Source organism: Microcystis sp. M049S2, from assembly GCF_020245625.1.
GTDB classification, from domain to species: domain Bacteria; phylum Cyanobacteriota; class Cyanobacteriia; order Cyanobacteriales; family Microcystaceae; genus Microcystis; species Microcystis ichthyoblabe_A.
Genome location: NZ_JADBUN010000152.1, coordinates 1 through 16,404, shown reverse-complemented (window position 1 = coordinate 16,404; position 16,404 = coordinate 1). Strand labels below are relative to the sequence as shown.

Here is a 16,404-nt window from a genome sequence, read left to right as displayed (position 1 = left end):
GTTAACAATTTGTAATATTCCTTGTTGACACCCTTACTGACAAAGAAAAAACTGAAATCAAGTCAGGATAAGGGTTGGAGTGCTTACTGCAAAAATTGTTAAGAAAGATCCCTATAAGGGATAGCTTAATAAGGGGGGCAGGGGGGATCGAGTGCAAAACCTATCTTCTATTTAATTGCAAACAGCTACTTAATTAGAGTCTGCTGATTTTTACTTTCTAGTTCATTACTGGACATTAGCCTATTTTTTTAAAAAATCGCTATGATCGGCGTAAAAGTGCCAACACAGAGAAGAAAATTGCTATGATCACCATCGGCGAATATTTATTCCAGCGTCTCCATAATTTAGGGGTTAATCATATTTTTGGGGTGCCGGGGGATTATGTCCTCGATTTGATGGATGTTTTGGTGGAAAGTCCGATCGAATTAGTTTGCACCTGTAATGAGCTTAACGCGGGTTATGCCGCCGATGCCTACGCGCGAGTTAAAGGCATGGGCGCTGTCTGTGTCACCTACGGAGTGGGGGGATTTAGCCTCGTTAATGCTGTGGTCGGTGCTTACGCAGAAAGAGTTCCCCTGGTGGTAATTAGTGGGGCTTCCGATCGCTCGATTCGCCGGGATAATTTATTATTACACCACACCACGGGCGATTATAATCTGCAATTTTCCATCATGGAAAAAGTCACGGTTGCCTCGGTTATTCTCACTAATTCTGCCCAAGCAGCCAGTCAAATCGATCAAACTTTAACAGCTTGTTTGCATCACAAACGTCCTGTGTATATCGAAATTCCCCGGGATCTAGTCTATCGTCCCTGTATCCCCTCAGAAAATCCAATTTATTTAACCGATAATCTCACGGATACCGCCGCTTTAGAAGAAGCCGTTGAAGAGGCGGTTTTTTTATTAGAAAAAGCGGAAAAACCAATTATTTTAGCGGGGGTAGAATTCCATCGTTTTAAACTCCAGGATAAGTTGCTGAAACTTTTAGAAGTAACGGGTTATCCCTTAGCTACCACTATTTTAGGTAAGTCGTCAATTTCGGAAATGCAGCCGCAATTTATCGGCACTTATGTGGGGGCATTAAGTCGCGAATACGTTAGTCAACGGGTGGAAAATGCCGATTGTGTCCTCTGTTTGGGGGCGATCATGTCCGATATGAATTTAGGCGGATTTACGGCTAATTTAAATCCCAATAATTTGATTAATGCCAATTCTGAGAAGGTAAAAATTAAACATCACTTTTATCAACCGGTATTCCTAGGGGATTTTATCGATGGTTTAATTAATAAGCTAAGTCACAAAGAAGCGGCTACACTAGAGATTAAACCCGCGGCCGAATTGAAGGATTTAGAATTCATTGCCGTGCCAGAGCAAAAATTAACTAATGCTCGTTTTTATGAGCGAATGAATCATTTTATCGCTCAAGAATCTTTTGTTATTTCTGATACAGGGGATGCAATTATTGCCACGATTGATTTATTAATGCCTCAAAAAACCGACTTTATTGGTCAAGCATTTTATCTCTCTATTGGTTATTCAATTCCCGCCTGTTTAGGAGTAGCTTTTGCCGCACCAAATACTCGTCCTATCGTCTTTGTGGGTGATGGTGCTTTTCAAATGACCGCCCAAGAACTTTCGACAATTATCCGTCACCATCTCAATCCAATTATCTTTTTAATTAATAACGACGGTTACACGATCGAGCGGGTAATTCAGGATAATATTTATAATGATCTACAACCGTGGAAATATCATCAATTACCGGCAGTATTTAACGGGGAAAGTTGGAGTTGTCAAGTCAGGACAGAAGGGGAATTAGAAAAGGCTTTATCGATTGCCCAGGGTAACATCGATCGCCTATCATTTATTGAAGTACATCTCGATCGTTTTGACTGTTCCCAAGGCTTAACTCGTTTAGGTCAAGCTTTACGTTCACCCCATGCTTAGACTGGTTATGCTATTAGGTTTTGACTGTGTGAAGCTGCCCTAAGACACCAGACTGAAACTCTTTTCGCTCCCAAGAGTCAACAATTAAGATACAATCGGTATCTTAATCACAGTGTGATGGTGACAACCGCAACTAAAAACCCTATGAATGCTTTTTGGAAACAAATCACCCTACTGAACTTTTCCCCCGCTTCTTGGTCAAAATATAGCTATCTGCATCGTTTCGTCGGCCTTTTTAGTCAATGGCGACAGGGTAGCCGGTTTGTGGAGTGGACAGAACTGATGGGTGCGCTGTTAATCTCTCTTCTTATCGCCACTGCGCCGTTTTTTTCCACCAGTCAAATCGGTTTTTTATTGTTAGCAATAGCCGGTTATTGGCTACTCTTAACTCTTGTGGATGAAGGCAAAATCGGGGTAACACCGATTCACATTTTAGTGCTTTTATATTGGGGAATTGCCACGGTTTCTACGGCTTTTTCTCCCGTTAAAATGGCAGCTTTGGAAGGACTAATTAAATTAACTCTCAATCTCATCTTTTTTGCCTTTACCGCCCGAATCATGCGTTCGCCACGCCTAACAAATTGGATTCTGACTACTTTAGTTTTAACCGCCTTAGCAGTGAGCGTTTACGGCATTCGTCAGCAAATTTTTGGTGCGGAACAGTTAGCAACTTGGAACGATCCCACTTCAGAATTAGCGGGAGATACTAGGGTTTATAGTTATCTCGGTAATCCTAATTTATTAGCTAGTTATTTATTCCCTGGTATTGCCTTTAGCGGTGCGGCATTATTTGTGTGGCAGGGATGGCTACCGAAAATTTTAGCGGCTTTACTAACTTTAGCCAATGCCGCTTGTTTATTTTTTACCGAGAGTCGTGGCGGTTGGATTGGTTTGATGGTCTTAGGAATCGTCTTCTTATTGCTATTATTTTATTGGTTCAAAAATTATCTACCGTTATTTTGGCAAACATGGCTTTTACCCTTAGTTTTAGGGGGTTTAGCCGTGGTGATTTTAGGGGCGATTTTATTGGTGGATCCGCTGCGAATTCGGGTGATGAGTATTTTTGCAGGCCGGGAAGATAGTAGTAATAACTTTCGGATTAATGTTTGGGATGCAGTTATCCGCATGATTCAAACTTATCCGCTTTTGGGCATCGGACCGGGTAATGATGCTTTTAAGAAAATTTACCCCCTATTCATGAAACCAAAATACACGGCTTTAAGTGCCTATTCTGTGCTATTAGAAATCATGGTAGAAACGGGAATTATTGGTTTTACCTGTTTCCTCTGGTTATTAGTCACGACTATCGGCCAAGGCATCAATCAAATTAAACTTTTACGCGATAAAATGGATAGTCAAGGCTTTTGGTTAATCGGGGCAATTGCCGCTATGGCTGGAATTCTTGCCCACGGTTTTTTTGATACGGTTTGGTATCGTCCCCAAGTTAGTACCCTCTGGTGGTTAGTTTTGGGTTTAATTGCTAGTCGTTGTTATTCCCCCGCTAGGGATTTTGAGCGTGGCAATTCCCTCCTCTAGGGGGGCGAAATGGGGGAGCATTGAGGAGTTATTTCAAATTACGGATAGGACTGCTCTGAAGGGTATTTGAAGCTCGTGTAGGCGTAGGCGAGGGGGATTATTAAGAAAAATCACAAACCTCCCATCGTACCATCTCTCGGTGGGCAAAGCAAGAGATAATTAAATTAGATCGTTTCCCAGTTTGTTCTGCGCTTGGCGCGATTTCCTAACTGCAATAACGAGAGTAAATCCCTGTGGCCGTTATAGAGACGAGGGAGGAAAATAATGGATCGTTCTCTTAAGTGGGCCGTTGCGATTGTCATAACTCTAATTCTCGTGCTTTTCCCAGTCTTTTTCCGGGGCTGTGGGGCGACAGAGTGGAACCCGAAAGGAGGGAACGGTCAAGATACAATGCTAACCCTTACTCGCACTGACAACGGCAAATCCATCACCATGCAGGTCAACGACCTACTGCTACTTTCCCTCGACGAGAATCCCACCACTGGCTTTCAGTGGGCGGTCGATGGTGTCGGGAGCGCTTTAGTGGAGCTGCAGGCCTCTGAGTATGTACCTGCCAGGGAGTCGAGAGTCGGCGGGGGCGGTCAGAGAATCCTAACCTTTAAAGCGCAACGGGCTGGGATAGACCAACTAAGGCTTAAGCTCTGGCGAGAGTGGCAGGGAGAGCCGTCAGTTGTCGAACGATTTACTGTCACGCTCCAAGTCCGAGAGTAAAGGCTTCTCAGATAGCCAAGGGCTAGTGAGTAACGACTTAGGAGGAAAGGAAAAATGAGTGAAACATTTGTAATTCCCGCAATGGGATGGTTGCCCGACTATCCCGATATTCGTGATGTCACTTTTCAATCTGAACGCGTACCGTCCAAACTGCAAGCTTTGGGACAGCCATCTGTCAAGCAAATGCTGGCCAAAGTGGGAGCAACGACATCTGCCCCAGCAGCGCTGCCAACCAGCGTGGACTTGAGGCCGTGGTGTTCCCCCATGGAGGATCAACAAACTATCGGTTCTTGTACGGCCCACGCCGGTGTCGGACTGGTGGAGTATTTTGAGCGGCGAGCTTTTGGCAAACACCTCGATGCTTCCAGACTCTTCCTCTACAAAGTGACGCGCAACTTGCTCAAATGGACGGGAGATACGGGAGCCTTCTTGCGCTCAACAATGTACGCCCTCACCTTGTTTGGCGTACCACCAGAAGAATACTATCCCTACAATATCGCTGATTTTGACAAAGAGCCGTCGGCATTCTGCTACGCTTTTGGCCAAAGCTATCAGGCGATTTCCTACTACCGCCTCGACCCCCCAGGAACGACACGGAGCAACCTATTAACTCAGATTAAAACCTACTTGGCAAATGGGCTGCCCTCAATGTTTGGCTTTACTGTTTACAGTTCTATCAGTCAGGCCAACACCAATGGCGGCAAGATTCCTTACCCGACTCGGGGCGAGAGAGTTCTCGGCGGTCACGCCATTGACGCAGTTGGTTACGACGACAACCTCAAGATCAAGAACACCAATGCCGGTGGTCTCGAAACGACGGGTGCCTTGCTCATCCGCAACTCTTGGGGGACGGGATGGGGAAGCGCAGGCTACGGCTGGCTGCCCTACAAGTACGTCCTCGATGGTCTGGCAACTGATTGGTGGTCGCTAATCAAGAGTGAATGGATCGATACGGGACAGTTCGGATAGGAGACCGATTCGATAAGGTGTGAGGGGCAAAATAAAGGCTTCTGGTGAGTTTTTTCAGAATAGGGGGGACGCTGTGAAAACTCACCGTTTGTTGAATTTTTTAGGGGAAGCTTTGTGACATACCCATCGCTAAAAGCGAGGGCTTCCTGCTTCCTCCGTTTTGATTACTGTTCTGGCATGGAAAGATGGTCAAAAAAAGTAAAAACAGAAGCACGTTCAAAATATTTTTACTCCAGCCTTGAGTTAGCTAAGGTAATACTAGCAATTAATAGATCGGCTCTACCAATTTGGCAGAATTTAGAAATATCCTGTAACTTACCGTTCATCGATAACTGAAATTTAAGCATAGATGCGATCCTCGATCGCCACCGATTGCAGAAGTCTTTCCACGATCTCTTTAGCTTGACGACCGTGACTAGGAATCAGACGATGGCAGAAGACATAGGGAGTAATAAACTTAACATCATCGGGGATAGCATGATCGCGACCTTTCAAGAAAGCGTAAGCTTGAACTGCTTTTTGCAAAACCACACAACCCCGGGGACTGACTCCTAAACTAATATCTTCATGATCACGGGTAGCGCGGACTAAATCGACGATATATTGCTGTAAAGCAGGAGCTACCCGGACCAGACTGACTAATCTTTGCAATTCTCCCACCTGTTCTAGGGAAATACAAGCTTCTAGGGATTTAACCGCCTCTTGAGAATGCTGTCTTTGTAACATTTTTAATTCTTCTGTGGCGCTGGGATAACCCAAACTCAGGCAAACGGCAAAACGGTCCATTTGCGCTTCTGGAAGCGGAAAAGTGCCTTGATATTCGATTGGGTTTTGGGTGGCGATAACAAAGAAGGGTTGGGGGACCGGCCGCGCTTCTCCATCGACGGTAACTTGTTTTTCTTCCATGACTTCTAGAAGTGCCGATTGGGTGCGCGGGGTAGCCCGGTTGATTTCATCGGCCAACAGGACGTTAGCAAAAGCGGGGCCAGGGATAAATTCAAATTCGCGACTGTTGGGGTTCCAAATCGTCGTTCCCGTGATATCACTGGGGAGGAGGTCGGGGGTGCATTGTACCCGTTGGAAACGACCGTTAATTGAACGCGCTAAGGATTTAGCTAACAGGGTTTTGCCGACTCCGGGTACATCTTCCAGGAGAGCGTGACCACCACTGAGCAAAGCCACCAGCACAATGCGAATCGATTCGGTTTGGCCGACGATGCTCCGGCTCAAATTTTCCATCAAAATATCAATAGCGTCTCTCATAGCACAAAAGGGGTATTTTGTCAAGAAGATTAATGTTAAGTTTTCTTGATCTTAACGATTCTTTTCCTAATTTGCCCACACTAGCGAGAAAAGTTGACAGACAATGGCGGGAAATTTTCTGCTAGGGAGCTAATCGGGGTTAGGGTGGCGAGCAGGGAGAAAATTAGTTAAGAATTGTTGCCAGTGGGCGAAATCAAGATTTTAAGTCGGTTCAGTACGGTAAAATCGAGAAGAATTTCTCTTAATCAGTGAAGATGAAAGCCAGTTCACTCGTTTTTAGTCTTGTTTTAGGAATCGCTGCCAGTACATTAACCAATAGTTTACCCGAAAATTTGACTTTCAATTCTCGGAAAATATTGGCTCAAGATCAGGCTCCTTCCTGTCCCCTTCCTCCAGATCTTGCCATCACTTTTCGCAATAGTGAATGTCAGGCAATTACCCTAGAAAAACCCCAGACTTTCTTCCGTTATTATAGTGACGAAAATTACAAAAAAGGTCGTTTTCTAACAACGGATCAATATACCACCAATGTGGAGGTGATCAGAAATTTAGCCCTCGATCAAAAGTGGAATCCTCCCAATCAAGCGACCAAAGTAGTATCGGTGACTTTACCGGCGGGAACAACGGTTTATCAAGGAATTGTCGCCCCCCAGAATCCGGCTGATTGTTATCCCGGTGGTGGTCAGCAAACTTTTATTAAAGACTCGCGAGATGCCAATATACAATGGGGAGAGGGGCGAGCAATAACGGTTACATCTCTTTCCTGTCGCTAGAATATTATGGAAACGAACATGAGGGAATTAATTCAATCAATTGACCAAGCTATTACCGTGGCCGAACAGATGCGGAAAACAGAAAGATCGACTCGGATTGAGGGTTTAATTTCTGTCCTGAAAACCATCAAAAGTCAGGCTTTAGCTGGTCAATTACCACCGTCTCAAGGCATTGTTACCCTAGGATTAGCGCGAGAAGTAGCTGATTGGATCGATTCCCTCGATTCTCCTTTATTGAAAGCCGTGGGTAAAGTGGAAAGAGAATACCAAAAATATTAGGAGTTGTCGGTTACAGAACTTAGAATTAACCGAGAGCGATCGCAGTCTATCTCGATCTGATTTTTTAATCGATCGAGAGAATTAAATTTCTGTTCTGGTCGCAGGAATTGCACTAAATCCATCGTTAAAATGCGATCATATACATTGCCCGACCAATCCAATAAATGGATTTCCACACTGATAGTTTTTCCCTCGATCGTGGGACGATAACCGATGTTCATAACTGCCGGTAAGCGAGAACCATCGAGATGCACCCAACCGCAATAAACTCCGAATCGCGGCAATAATTTATCGGGGGGAACCTGTAGATTAGCGGTATGAAAACCTAATGTTCTGCCCAGCTGTTGCCCGATGACCACACGACCGGTTAAACTGTAGGGACGACCTAACATTTGCCCAGCTTGCTGAACGTTTCCTGCTGCCAAAGCTTGACGAATTAGGGAACTACTAATTCGACCCGTCCCACAGTTTTTTAAAGCAACAATCTCGACTTTAATGTTAAATTGAGAGGCGATCTGTAATAAATCTTCGGCTGTACCTTGACGACGATAACCGAAGCGGAAATCTTGACCAACACTGATCGATTTAGCCTGTAATTTTGCTACTAAAATCTGTTCGATAAAAGCCAAGGGAGTCAGGGAAGCTAATTGAGCAGAGAAAGGCAGTAAAACTAATTGTTTAACGCCTAAATTCTCCAAAACCTCCACCTTTTCCCCTAGAGGAGTTAATAACTGCCATTTTTCCCCCGTAAAAAATTCCCGCGGGTGGGGAGTAAAACTAACAACGGTGGGATAAGCGGGTTCATCCTGAAAAATTGGCTGTAGGACGGTTTGATGACCTAGGTGCAAACCATCAAAGTTACCAAGAGCGATCGCACTGGGGGCTAAAATACGGGTATTAGGGGAATCTACAATCCACACGCTGGCTTTAAGAACAGATACAAGAGAATAATTCAAGCGATTAATCTTGAGTGTAGCCTTTTGATTCTATATCAATCGGGCGATTAAGCCAAAAAAACACCCCCAATCCCTTGGGGACCTTTGGAAGCTTTACCAAATTGAACGTGAACGATCCCGGTGCGATCGGCCCGGCATTCCCAATTAATTGCACCAGAAAGATGAGGGAAACAAGCATTCATTAATTGTTCAGTTCGTTCTTGTTTTGGTCGTCTGTGGTTGTTCTTCGTGCTGTTGTGGTTTCCCAATCTGAATCAAGCATAAGTTTCTTGTTTTTGTTTCTTTGGTTCTAATCCTGTTACTAATCATAGAGCGATCCCAGAAGTATCTAGCGAAAGGTGATCGCACTTTAGTTAACTAACGGTTTACCATAAGTAGTCGTGCAAAATTAATTTCCTAGTGAAGATAGGCAAAAGGCAAAAGGCAGGAGGCAAGAGGTGGTTAGATATGTGTAATTAATTTTGCTTAGGTACTTAGTAAGGTGGGCGATTTTTATACCACTTATTTTATTTATTGTGTATAATTGAGATGGTGACGACTAATTTTGAATGGGATGAAGATAAAGCTAAGATAAATCTGAGAAAACACGATATTTCTTTTAATGAGGCTAAAACTGTCTTTGAAGATACCTATTCTTTGACTTTAGATGATCCTACTCATTCAATCTTAGAAGATCGTTTTTTGACAATTGGTTATTCTAGTCAAAACCGCTTGCTTTTAGTTGTTCATGCTGAAAGACAAGGAAACATCAGAATCATTAGTGCTAGGAGAGTAACTAAACATGAAAGAAAAATCTACGAACAAAGTAATCAATGATCCCCTCAAAGATAATGAAATGTTAGATGATTATTCTCAGGTTTTAACGGAGTCTCATTTAAAAAGTGCAGTCAGAGGAAAGTATGCTCGATCTTTAGCAGATAAGGATGCTTCTACCGTTAAAATTATAGCAGAAAATGAAGAGAGATATGTTAACATGAAAACCATTGAAGTTGAAGCATTCGTTAACAATGAAGGTCAATTAACCGTACAAGTTCCCTCAAATTTAAAAGAAGGACAATATCAGGCTGTATTGATTATAGAAGAACCCAAAAATGAAAATCAATGATCTTAGAATAGATAAAATCCCAAAAAAAAACCCCCAATTACTTGGAGGCTTTTTCAAAGAAAAATAACTGTCATTAACCTTCTGCTAATTTCAGATCCCGCAGGGCGCTAATATCCACTTGAATCGATGGCCCCATGGAGGAAGAAACGTAAACTGTGCGCCAGTAACGACCTTTTGCCCCGGAAGGACGGTTTCTGTCCACCGTTTCCTGTAAAGCTTTCAAATTAACTAACAGATCCTCAGCACTAAAAGAAGCTTTACCAAATTGAACGTGAACGATCCCAGTGCGATCGGCCCGGAATTCCAATTTACCCGCTTTAAACTCAGAGATCGCTCCCGTTAAATCCGTGGTTACGGTTCCCCCTTTCGGTGAAGGCATTAAACCCCGTGGACCAAGTTGACGACCTAATTTCGCCACTTTCGGCATCATATCGGGGGTGGCGATTAACACCTCGAAATCCATCATCCCCTTGGCGATTTCTTCGATTAATTCTTCCGAACCAACGATATCGGCCCCGGCGTTGTTCGCTTCCTGTACCTTTTCCCCGCGAGTAATGACCGCTACTCGCACCGTGCGTCCGGTTCCTTTGGGTAAACTTACCGTTGTCCGCAGTTGTTGGTCGGTATATTTAGGATCGATGCCTAAACGAATATGAGCTTCGGCGGTTTCGTCGAATTTCGCCGTCGCTAATTCCTTTAATAATGTTAGTGCCTCTAATGGCTCGTAGGCTTTATTTTCTACCTTAGCCTGGGCATCTCGCAAACGTCGTGAAACTTTTTTTACCATCTGATTTGTTGCTCCTTGGGTAATAACGAAGCTTAACTTCTCCCCGAAATAAGATTTAGTCTGAGATCTTGACACCCATATTTCTGGCCGTTCCCGCCACAATATTCATGGCCGCTTCGATGTCGTTAGCGTTAAGATCGGGCATTTTAGTTTGGGCGATTTCGCGTAATTGGTCGCGGGTAATGGTGGCGACAAATTTCTTGTTAGGTTCGTTGGAACCTCTTTCCACACCGGCCGCTTTACGGATGAGAACGGAAGCGGGGGGAGTTTTGAGGACAAAGGTAAAACTCCGATCCTCAAAAACGGAGATTTCCACAGGGATGATCATCCCGGCCTGATCGGCGGTTTTAGCGTTGTAATCTTTACAAAACGCCATAATATTCACCCCGTGTTGACCCAAAGCAGGACCGACCGGAGGAGCAGGGTTAGCCTTACCAGCAGGTAAAGCTAGTTTAATAATTGCGACGACTTTTTTAGCCATGATTTAGTTTTGTTTTTCGACTTGATTAAATTCCAATTCGACCGGGGTATCCCGACCAAAAATGGAGAGCAGGGCCTTGAGTTTGCCGCGCTCGGGACTAACTTCGATCACTTCCCCTTCAAAGTCCTTAAATGGACCGGATAGAACCAAGATTTGATCGCCAACTTCCATATTGATTTTGACGACGGGTTCTTGAATCTGAGCTTGTTTGAAGATGCGATCGACTTCTGACATACTCAAGGGTAGCGGGGTGACGTGACCGCGGCCGCGTCCGTAGTGGCGTTTTTGTTCGGCCCCGACAAAGTTGATCACATGGGGGGTGTTTTTCACCACCTGCCAAGCGTCATCATCCATGATCATTCTGATCAGGACATAACCGGGGAAGACTTTTTCCTCACCGTGTTGCCGTGAACCATCCTTGCGGACTTTGACGGTGGCCGCTTGGGGAATCTGAACTTGCAAAATGCGATCGGCCACATCGAGGGTGTGGATGCGCTGTTCCAAATTAGCTTTGACCCGTTTCTCACAACCGGAAGCCACCTGCACGGCATACCAACGGGGTTTTTTCGGTAGGCCGCTAAGATTGAGTTCTTCGGGAAACTGCTCTTCTTCTAGATTCATGGGAACACCTTCCCCGCACCCCAGGCAAAGAATTTATCGATTAGATAGATGAGAGTGGCTACCAAAGTCACCATTAACATCACCGCCGCCGATTCGCTCAAAAGTTGCTGACGGGAAGGCCAGACGACTTTGGCGAGTTCTTCTTTGGTTTCATTGACGAATTCCTTGACCTGAAAGGAGCTTCCCTCTTTCTTGTCGCTCGCGTCTTTTTCTAGGGTTTCTTTTTTGGCCACGATCGCTACTCCTTAAAATGATACTCAAGCTATCCTTAACTTATCATTTTCACCGGACAACCCACACTAACCCCCAGACATTTAGATTATGTCCTTTGCAATTATCGGCTTGGTGATTACCAAACGCGCCCTGGAGGACTTGAACCCCCGACATCAGGTTTTGGAGACCTGCGTTCTACCAACTGAACTAAGAGCGCCCATTCGCTAAACTATTGGGCTTTTTTAAGGCCTTTATTTATTATAGCGTAGTTGTTGGCGATTAAGCAACTTTCTTGGTTAGGCTGTCGCCGGAAATTTTTTAGAGAGGGCGATCGAAACGTTCTTGAACCCTGGTGGCTTTGCCAACCCGATCGCGCAGGTAGTAGAGTTTCGCCCGGCGTACTTTACCACGACGGATGATCTTGATATTGGCAACCCGGGGCGAGTGGAGCAGGAAAACTCTTTCTACTCCCACACCCTGGAAGACTTTGCGTACTGTAATCGTTTCGTTGATACCGCCATGGCGTTTGGCGATGACAATACCCTCGTAGGGCTGAATCCGCTCTTTATCTCCTTCAACGATTCGCACCCCTACCCGGATCGTGTCACCGACATGGATAATGGGCAGATCGCTCTTGAGATACTCGGCTTCGATTGATTTGATAATCTCTTCCGTTTTCATCGGCTTTCGTAAAACTGACAATTTACTATCATACCATATTTTTTTAAGTACAGCCTTTCTCGTCTAAATGAAATATGATCTAAACGGGATTAGGGACTTGCGCTTTGATAATGTATCTTTTGGGCGAACGCAGTTCGCCCCTACATTGTGGACAAAATCCGTTACTGTAGAAGTGCCAGGAACCTGCGCCCTCCGATCGCTCAAGTGTGCTGATCACCCTAAGTAGGGGGAAGTCCTTCGAGAGTCCCCGCAGCTAAGGGACTTACGCTTTGATAATATGCTATCTGGCTGGTCTGATTCTTCTACAGGGCGATTTTCTGGCTGGGATATTATTCCCAAGCAAGTCCCCTACGTCCAGCTTATAGTAGTAGCCAACAACCCCGACGAGCAAGCCATTTGCGCCCAATACCTGCGCCATAATCGCGTCAGATACTTTGCTTTGATCTAAGATTGAGTCAGCAATATCTAATTTGGAGTCTCAGGCAATGGAACCAATTTCTCTAATTCTCGCTGCGTTGGCTGCTGGTGCGGTTGCTGCTGCTAAGGATACGGCAGGAACAGCCGTTAAGGATGCTTATGAGAGTTTAAAAGCGTTGATTAAGAAGAAATTTGCAGAAAAAGGGAAAACAGATGATAGTGATATCGTCGATAAACATGAGAAAAAACCAGATTCAGAGGGGGTAAAAACACTGCTCAAAGAAGAGTTACTTGAAGCAAAAATTGATAGAGATGCAGAGGTTATTAAGACAGCAGAAGAATTACTTAAGCAATTAAAACCTGAAGAATTTGCCGCAGGTAAGTATAATAATATTAATGTTGGTGATGATATTAAAGGAATGGTGGGAGATGGCACTTTTAAGGGAATTGCAGGAGATATTAGTGGTGGAAATATTAGTCAGAATATTAATTAGTTGAGGATTATTTAGGAGGGAAATTTATGTCAATTACTGTTGAGGTAGAACTTAAAGATTTTCTAATTCAAATCAATCAAAAGTTAGACAATCTTCAAAAAGATGTTACTGATATTAAGATTGAACTTAGTGAAGTTAAAGGTGAAATTAAGCGTCTGGAGGGAAAAATTGATGGTGTCGAGAAGCGTCTAGAGGAAAAAATTGATGGTATTGAGAAGCGTTTAGAGGGAAAAATTGATGGCGTGGAAAAGCGCTTAGAGAATCAAGAGTTTGTCAGTCGAGGGATTTTAGTTGCTTTAATTGTAACGATTTTAGGCGGTTTGGCTAAATTGTTTGGTTTAGTAGGAAGTCCTTAAAGAGTGCTAATTCTAAAACTGCAATTTAAAGTTAACTTTAAAAGAATAATTTTGGGGTAGCAAAAATGACTGATAAAAGTTATTATTCAGAAATAGGGGGTGATGTTAAAGGTCTTATTGGTGATGGTGAATTTAAGGGAATTGCAGGTGATATTAGTGGCGGTGTAATCAATCAATATATTATCACCCAAAAGTCAGGAGTTGAGATTCAGGCTCAAACTTTAATTACGGGTTCACCTTATTTGGGTTTAAGGAAGTTTGAGGTAGATGATAAGGATAGGTTTTTTGGGCGAGATAATTGGATTATTGAGTTAACTGATTATTTAAAGCAAAAGAATGTTTTATTGCTTTTAGGTGCGTCGGGAAGCGGTAAATCTTCTCTCGTGCAAGCGGGTTTAATTCCTAAGTTAAAGGATAATTTGGGCGCAAATAAATTGGTTAATTTAACTTTTGTTCCTGATGTTAATCCCTTTGAGTCTTTTTATGGTTGTCTTTTAGGGAATAGATATACACAATCCCAAGCAAAGTTAGCACAAGCTGTTAAGGAAGATACTTTAATTAAGGTGGTTGAAGGATTAAAAAATAATTCTGATTTATGGTTTATTTTTATTGACCAATTTGAGGAATTATTTACTCGTACACCGAAGACGGAAAGAGATATTTTCATTAAAAGTTTGATTAAATTAATTGAAAATAATGATAGTTTAGTTAAAATTGTAATGACAATGAGGGCGGATTTTTTAGATAAATTAAGTCCTTATCCCAGTTTAGGAAAAATCCATGATCAGTATAGCAAGATGTTAACAGATATGGATGAAAGTCAGTTAAGATTAGCTATTGCTGAACCGGCGGCGAGAAATGGTGTAATTTTTGAAAAGGGATTAATTAATCAAATTGTTGCGGATTTTTATGAACAGGCTGGCTCTTTACCTCTGTTACAATATACGTTAGATTTATTGTGGCAAAAAAATCATATTCAAGAGCGGATTTTAAATATTAAGATTTATCAAGAGATTGGTGGGGTAACGGGTGCGCTAGAAAAACAAGCGGATAAAATTTATAGTCAATTTAATGAACAGCAACGGAAAGCAGCAGAGGAAATTTTTCTAGAGTTAATTAGTTTAGAAGGGGAAAAAGCGGTTAGCAGAAGGGCGGATAAATCGAGTTTTGAACAGGAGGAAATGCAAAGAGAGGTTCTCTATCAATTAATAGATAATCGTCTTTTGGTGAGTAAGGGAGAAGACGGGAAAGCAACGGTTGAGGTAGCGCATGAGGCGTTATTACGTTCTTGGAAAGTGTTACAGAATTTAATTCGAGAAAAAGAGGAGATAATTGTTCTGAGAAGTCGTTTATATGCTGATGCTAAACAGTGGGATGATTTACAGAAGCAAGATGCAGTAAAAGCGAGTAGTGAGCTTTGGGGAGGTTCTAAACTGAAAAGGATTGTCAATCTTATCAAAGAAAAATCACTTTCTAATTTAGATGATGTAGCCGTAAAATTTATTAAAGCTAGTTATCACTATCAAAAGCAACGAGAAAAAATCGAAGCAGAAAGAAAACGGCGCGAAGTTAATACAGAACTTAGTTTAGCAAATTCTCTCAGTGGTTATTCTTTGCATCTCTTTAATGAAGAGGGAAAAGAATTAGATGCTATTGTTGAAGCGATTAAGGCAGGAAAAATTTTGCAGAAACACAACGCAAGCAACACGAAGGTAATTGATGCTTTGCAGAAGATTATGAATGAAGGAAGGGAATATAATCGCTTAGTAGGGCATAATGGCAGTGTCTATAGCGTTAATTTTAGTCCCGACGGCAAGACTTTGGTGAGCGGTAGTGATGACAACACTATCAAACTCTGGAATGTAGAAACAGGCCAAGAAATCCGCACCCTCAAGGGGCATGATAGCGTTGTCTATAGCGTTAATTTTAGTCCCGACGGCAAGACTTTGGTGAGCGGTAGTTATGACAACACCATCAAACTCTGGAATGTAGAAACAGGCAAGGAAATCCGCACCCTTAAGGGGCATGATAACTTTGTCTCAAGCGTTAATTTTAGTCCCGACGGCAAGACTTTGGTGAGCGGTAGTTGGGACAACACTATCAAACTCTGGAATGTAGAAACAGGCAAGGAAATCCGCACCCTTAAGGGGCATGATAACTTTGTCTGGAGCGTTAATTTTAGTCCCGACGGCAAGACTTTGGTGAGCGGTAGTGAGGACAACACTATCAAACTCTGGAATGTAGAAACAGGCCAAGAAATCCGCACCCTCAAGGGGCATGATAGCACTGTCTATAGCGTTAATTTTAGTCCCGACGGCAAGACTTTAGTGAGCGGTAGTGTTGACAACACTATCAAACTCTGGAATGTAGAAACAGGCCAAGAAATCCGCACCCTCAAGGGGCATGATAGCACTGTCTATAGCGTTAATTTTAGTCCTGACGGCAAGACTTTAGTGAGCGGTAGTGTTGACAAGACTATCAAACTCTGGAATGGGTCAACAGGCAAAGAAATCCGCACCCTCAAGGGGCATGATAGCGGTGTCTATAGCGTTAATTTTAGTCCCGACGGCAAGACTTTAGTGAGCGGTAGTAGGGACAAGACTATCAAACTCTGGAATGTAGAAACAGGCAAACTCTGGGATGTAGAAACAGGCGAAGAAATCCTCACCCTCAAAGGGCATGATAGCGCTGTCTATAGCGTTAATTTTAGTCCCGACGGCAAGACTTTAGTGAGCGGTAGTGTTGACAAGACTATCAAACTCTGGAATGTAGAAACAGGCCAAGAAATCCGCACCCTCAAGGGGCATGATGAGCTT

Annotated in this window: 20 protein-coding genes and 1 tRNA gene; 12 read left to right on the top strand and 9 right to left on the bottom strand. The window is 43.3% G+C overall.

The genetic code is table 11. From position 1 onward, the window contains the following. The first annotated feature begins 302 nt into the window (after window positions 1–302). The 4 genes from IM496_RS13130 to IM496_RS13115 all read left to right on the top strand — a co-directional run bounded on the left by IM496_RS13130 (window position 303) and on the right by IM496_RS13115 (window position 5,162). Window positions 303–1,946, top strand: a complete 1,644-nt coding sequence (locus IM496_RS13130) for an alpha-keto acid decarboxylase family protein (protein WP_194014282.1) — start codon at window positions 303–305, stop codon at window positions 1,944–1,946. Window positions 1,947–2,090: 144 nt separating this feature from the next. Continuing rightward, complete coding sequence (locus IM496_RS13125; RefSeq protein ID WP_194014284.1) at window positions 2,091–3,482, top strand: IctB family putative bicarbonate transporter; 1,392 nt, start codon at window positions 2,091–2,093, stop codon at window positions 3,480–3,482. Window positions 3,483–3,746: 264 nt separating this feature from the next. Next, window positions 3,747–4,193: a protease inhibitor I42 family protein gene (locus IM496_RS13120; protein ID WP_194014286.1), complete on the top strand. Its 447-nt coding sequence runs from the start codon at window positions 3,747–3,749 to the stop codon at window positions 4,191–4,193. Between the two features lie 54 nt (window positions 4,194–4,247). Further along, window positions 4,248–5,162, top strand: coding sequence for a C1 family peptidase (locus IM496_RS13115; protein ID WP_287662160.1), 915 nt, complete (start codon window positions 4,248–4,250; stop codon window positions 5,160–5,162). Between the two features lie 339 nt (window positions 5,163–5,501). Here the strand turns inward: IM496_RS13115 and IM496_RS13110 are convergent, their stop codons facing one another. Then, window positions 5,502–6,425 carry an AAA family ATPase gene (locus IM496_RS13110; protein ID WP_287662159.1) on the bottom strand — a complete coding sequence of 308 codons (924 nt, stop codon included), beginning with the start codon at window positions 6,423–6,425 and terminating at the stop codon, window positions 5,502–5,504. 254 nt (window positions 6,426–6,679) lie between these two features. Between IM496_RS13110 and IM496_RS13105 the strand changes: the two genes are divergently transcribed. Together IM496_RS13105 and IM496_RS13100 are read left to right on the top strand one after the other, a co-directional pair. Further along, window positions 6,680–7,198 (top strand): hypothetical protein, encoded by a 519-nt coding sequence (locus IM496_RS13105; RefSeq protein ID WP_002761128.1) that lies wholly within the window; start codon window positions 6,680–6,682, stop codon window positions 7,196–7,198. 6 nt (window positions 7,199–7,204) lie between these two features. After that, window positions 7,205–7,477, top strand: coding sequence for a hypothetical protein (locus IM496_RS13100; protein WP_002761130.1), 273 nt, complete (start codon window positions 7,205–7,207; stop codon window positions 7,475–7,477). On the opposite strand, the gene IM496_RS13095 is transcribed toward IM496_RS13100, so the two are convergent. Next, complete coding sequence (locus IM496_RS13095) at window positions 7,474–8,397, bottom strand: bifunctional riboflavin kinase/FAD synthetase (RefSeq protein WP_287662158.1); 924 nt, start codon at window positions 8,395–8,397, stop codon at window positions 7,474–7,476. The two genes, IM496_RS13100 and IM496_RS13095, sit on opposite strands and share 4 nt — an antisense overlap. Window positions 8,398–8,480: 83 nt before the next feature. Beyond that, the gene (locus IM496_RS13090; protein WP_265578182.1) at window positions 8,481–8,615 is read right to left on the bottom strand and encodes a hypothetical protein; all 135 of its coding nucleotides are present in this window, start codon (window positions 8,613–8,615) and stop codon (window positions 8,481–8,483) included. Window positions 8,616–8,961: 346 nt separating this feature from the next. Between IM496_RS13090 and IM496_RS13085 the strand changes: the two genes are divergently transcribed. Both IM496_RS13085 and IM496_RS13080 read left to right on the top strand, forming a co-directional pair. After that, window positions 8,962–9,249, top strand: coding sequence for a BrnT family toxin (locus IM496_RS13085; protein WP_193959933.1), 288 nt, complete (start codon window positions 8,962–8,964; stop codon window positions 9,247–9,249). Continuing rightward, window positions 9,215–9,538: a hypothetical protein gene (locus IM496_RS13080; protein WP_194014294.1), complete on the top strand. Its 324-nt coding sequence runs from the start codon at window positions 9,215–9,217 to the stop codon at window positions 9,536–9,538. Before IM496_RS13085 ends, IM496_RS13080 begins: the two co-directional genes overlap by 35 nt. A gap of 73 nt (window positions 9,539–9,611) precedes the next feature. On the opposite strand, the gene rplA is transcribed toward IM496_RS13080, so the two are convergent. The 6 genes from rplA to rplS all read right to left on the bottom strand — a co-directional run bounded on the left by rplA (window position 9,612) and on the right by rplS (window position 12,321). Continuing rightward, window positions 9,612–10,325, bottom strand: a complete 714-nt coding sequence (rplA, locus tag IM496_RS13075) for a 50S ribosomal protein L1 (protein ID WP_194014296.1) — start codon at window positions 10,323–10,325, stop codon at window positions 9,612–9,614. A gap of 55 nt (window positions 10,326–10,380) precedes the next feature. Continuing rightward, the gene (gene rplK, locus IM496_RS13070; protein ID WP_002735897.1) at window positions 10,381–10,806 is read right to left on the bottom strand and encodes a 50S ribosomal protein L11; all 426 of its coding nucleotides are present in this window, start codon (window positions 10,804–10,806) and stop codon (window positions 10,381–10,383) included. Window positions 10,807–10,809: 3 nt separating this feature from the next. After that, window positions 10,810–11,427 (bottom strand): transcription termination/antitermination protein NusG, encoded by a 618-nt coding sequence (gene nusG, locus IM496_RS13065; RefSeq protein ID WP_002735925.1) that lies wholly within the window; start codon window positions 11,425–11,427, stop codon window positions 10,810–10,812. Further along, a complete protein-coding gene (gene secE / locus IM496_RS13060) occupies window positions 11,424–11,660 on the bottom strand; it encodes a preprotein translocase subunit SecE (RefSeq protein ID WP_002737505.1) in 237 nt (78 codons plus the stop codon). The genes nusG and secE overlap by 4 nt, the downstream gene beginning before the upstream one ends. Before the next feature lie 124 nt (window positions 11,661–11,784). Beyond that, window positions 11,785–11,857, bottom strand: a tRNA-Trp gene (locus tag IM496_RS13055). A gap of 101 nt (window positions 11,858–11,958) precedes the next feature. After that, window positions 11,959–12,321: a 50S ribosomal protein L19 gene (gene rplS / locus IM496_RS13050; RefSeq protein ID WP_002754314.1), complete on the bottom strand. Its 363-nt coding sequence runs from the start codon at window positions 12,319–12,321 to the stop codon at window positions 11,959–11,961. A gap of 277 nt (window positions 12,322–12,598) precedes the next feature. Between rplS and IM496_RS13045 the strand changes: the two genes are divergently transcribed. The 4 genes from IM496_RS13045 to IM496_RS13030 form a co-directional block, all read left to right on the top strand. Continuing rightward, window positions 12,599–12,769, top strand: a complete 171-nt coding sequence (locus IM496_RS13045) for a hypothetical protein (protein WP_287234207.1) — start codon at window positions 12,599–12,601, stop codon at window positions 12,767–12,769. A gap of 37 nt (window positions 12,770–12,806) precedes the next feature. After that, window positions 12,807–13,232 carry a Het-E N-terminal domain-containing protein gene (locus IM496_RS13040; RefSeq protein WP_287662156.1) on the top strand — a complete coding sequence of 142 codons (426 nt, stop codon included), beginning with the start codon at window positions 12,807–12,809 and terminating at the stop codon, window positions 13,230–13,232. A 26-nt stretch (window positions 13,233–13,258) separates the two neighbouring features. Further along, window positions 13,259–13,588, top strand: a complete 330-nt coding sequence (locus tag IM496_RS13035; RefSeq protein WP_287662155.1) for a coiled-coil domain-containing protein — start codon at window positions 13,259–13,261, stop codon at window positions 13,586–13,588. Between the two features lie 65 nt (window positions 13,589–13,653). Then, the coding region (locus tag IM496_RS13030) for an nSTAND1 domain-containing NTPase (RefSeq protein WP_287662154.1) at window positions 13,654–16,404 on the top strand (2,751 nt) is incomplete at its 3' end.

Coding starts and splice junctions, on each gene's coding strand:
- IM496_RS13130 (WP_194014282.1), top strand. CDS start 303: ATGATCACCATCGGCGAATATTTATTCCAGCGTCTCCATAATTTAGGG.
- IM496_RS13125 (WP_194014284.1), top strand. CDS start 2,091: ATGAATGCTTTTTGGAAACAAATCACCCTACTGAACTTTTCCCCCGCT.
- IM496_RS13120 (WP_194014286.1), top strand. CDS start 3,747: ATGGATCGTTCTCTTAAGTGGGCCGTTGCGATTGTCATAACTCTAATT.
- IM496_RS13115 (WP_287662160.1), top strand. CDS start 4,248: ATGAGTGAAACATTTGTAATTCCCGCAATGGGATGGTTGCCCGACTAT.
- IM496_RS13110 (WP_287662159.1), bottom strand. CDS start 6,425: ATGAGAGACGCTATTGATATTTTGATGGAAAATTTGAGCCGGAGCATC.
- IM496_RS13105 (WP_002761128.1), top strand. CDS start 6,680: ATGAAAGCCAGTTCACTCGTTTTTAGTCTTGTTTTAGGAATCGCTGCC.
- IM496_RS13100 (WP_002761130.1), top strand. CDS start 7,205: ATGGAAACGAACATGAGGGAATTAATTCAATCAATTGACCAAGCTATT.
- IM496_RS13090 (WP_265578182.1), bottom strand. CDS start 8,615: ATGAATGCTTGTTTCCCTCATCTTTCTGGTGCAATTAATTGGGAATGC.
- IM496_RS13085 (WP_193959933.1), top strand. CDS start 8,962: ATGGTGACGACTAATTTTGAATGGGATGAAGATAAAGCTAAGATAAAT.
- IM496_RS13080 (WP_194014294.1), top strand. CDS start 9,215: ATGAAAGAAAAATCTACGAACAAAGTAATCAATGATCCCCTCAAAGAT.
- rplA (WP_194014296.1), bottom strand. CDS start 10,325: ATGGTAAAAAAAGTTTCACGACGTTTGCGAGATGCCCAGGCTAAGGTA.
- rplK (WP_002735897.1), bottom strand. CDS start 10,806: ATGGCTAAAAAAGTCGTCGCAATTATTAAACTAGCTTTACCTGCTGGT.
- nusG (WP_002735925.1), bottom strand. CDS start 11,427: ATGAATCTAGAAGAAGAGCAGTTTCCCGAAGAACTCAATCTTAGCGGC.
- rplS (WP_002754314.1), bottom strand. CDS start 12,321: ATGAAAACGGAAGAGATTATCAAATCAATCGAAGCCGAGTATCTCAAG.
- IM496_RS13045 (WP_287234207.1), top strand. CDS start 12,599: ATGCTATCTGGCTGGTCTGATTCTTCTACAGGGCGATTTTCTGGCTGG.
- IM496_RS13040 (WP_287662156.1), top strand. CDS start 12,807: ATGGAACCAATTTCTCTAATTCTCGCTGCGTTGGCTGCTGGTGCGGTT.
- IM496_RS13035 (WP_287662155.1), top strand. CDS start 13,259: ATGTCAATTACTGTTGAGGTAGAACTTAAAGATTTTCTAATTCAAATC.